The 1,344-nt window shown below is 74.6% G+C and carries 2 protein-coding genes; both read right to left on the minus strand.

The genetic code is table 11. The annotated features are described in order from the left end of the window. On the minus strand, positions 1–529 hold a 529-nt coding region (locus KSO97_RS17330), incomplete at its 3' end, for a PTS sugar transporter subunit IIA (protein WP_232681850.1). A 4-nt stretch (positions 530–533) separates the two neighbouring features. After that, positions 534–1,344 (minus strand): 1-phosphofructokinase family hexose kinase (locus KSO97_RS17335; protein WP_232681860.1); only part of this gene is annotated, 811 nt, incomplete at its 5' end.

Here is a 1,344-nt window from a genome sequence, read left to right on the forward strand (position 1 = left end):
CGGCCGCCCGCCGTTGGTCCGGGGGGTGGGTGGGAGCGGCAGCCGCGGGAGCCCCCGCGCCCGCGGCCGCCGGCGCGGCCCCACCGACCGTGGCGCCTACCAGGGCCACGACGTCCTCGGGGTGGGCAGCGGCGCGCAACGCGCTGGTGAAGTCGGGCTTCACCAGGGCGCGTGCCAGCTTGGTGAGGATCTGCAGATGTGTCTCGCCACCGCCTTCGGGGGCGGCGATGAGGAACACCAGGCCCGCCCCCCCGCCCTGGGCGCCGAAGTCGACCGGCTCGGCGAGCCGGGCGAAGACGAGGGTCGGCTCGCTGACGGCGGCGGTGCGGCAGTGCGGGATCGCGATCCCGCCGGGGAGACCCGTCGAGGACTTCGCCTCGCGCGCCATGACGTCGGTCAGCAGGAGGTCTGCCTGCCTCGTTCGCTCGGCGCCGGCGACCACCTGGGTCAGCGCGCCGATCACAGCGTCCTTGTCGGCGCCGAGATCGGCGTCCAGACGGACCAGATCGCCAGTGATCAAGTCGGTCATCGAGTCACACTCCGGTGGAGTCGGGCAGCGGGCGCACGGTGACCAGGTCGGTCCGGACGTCGGTGGGCTGCGGGATGGTGGTGCCGGGGAGTCCGGCTGCTGCACTGCCGTAGGCGACGGCGAGCGCTAGTCGTGGGGCCGGGGCCAGGCCCCGGAGGTCGCCGAGGAGGTAGCCGAAGAGGCTGGAGTCGCCGGCGCCGACGGTGCTGACCACCTCGGTGGGCGGGGGAGCGGCGTGCCACTGCCCCTCGGGCGTGACCAGCACCGCCCCGGAGCCACCGAGCGTGGCGAGGACGGCTCCGACGCCGCGTGAGATCAGGCCCCGTGCGGCGTGGGCGACCGCGATCGGGTCGGCCTCGAGGGCGTCGCCGTCCAGGCCCAGCAGTGCGCCGAGCTCGTGCCCGTTGGGCTTCATCAGATGGGGTGCTCGGCTGCGGTCGCCGTCGAACGCACGGGCGAGCGCGCGGAGCGGCTCGTCGCTGGTGTCCACCGCGACCTGGGTACGCGCACTCAGCGAGGCCACGAGGTCGGCGTACCAGTGTGCGGGGGCGCCGGGCGGCAGGGAGCCGGCCAGCACGATCCACGCGGAGCGGTCCGCGAGAGCGACCAGCGCGTCGCGCAGCGCGTCCAGCGTTCCGGCTGACACGGTGGGACCCGGATTGTTGAGCTTGGTCGTGGTGCCGTCGGGCTCGGTGATGGCCAGGTTCACCCGAACCGGCCCATCCCCGCGAACCAGACGGGCGGGGATGCCGGCGGTGTCGAGCTCGCGGCAGAACGGGTCGCCGTCGACGGCGGGCAGGACGGCGAAGGTCGAC

It is taken from the genome of Nocardioides sp. R-C-SC26, from assembly GCF_021246465.1.
Classification (GTDB): Bacteria; Actinomycetota; Actinomycetes; order Propionibacteriales; family Nocardioidaceae; genus Nocardioides.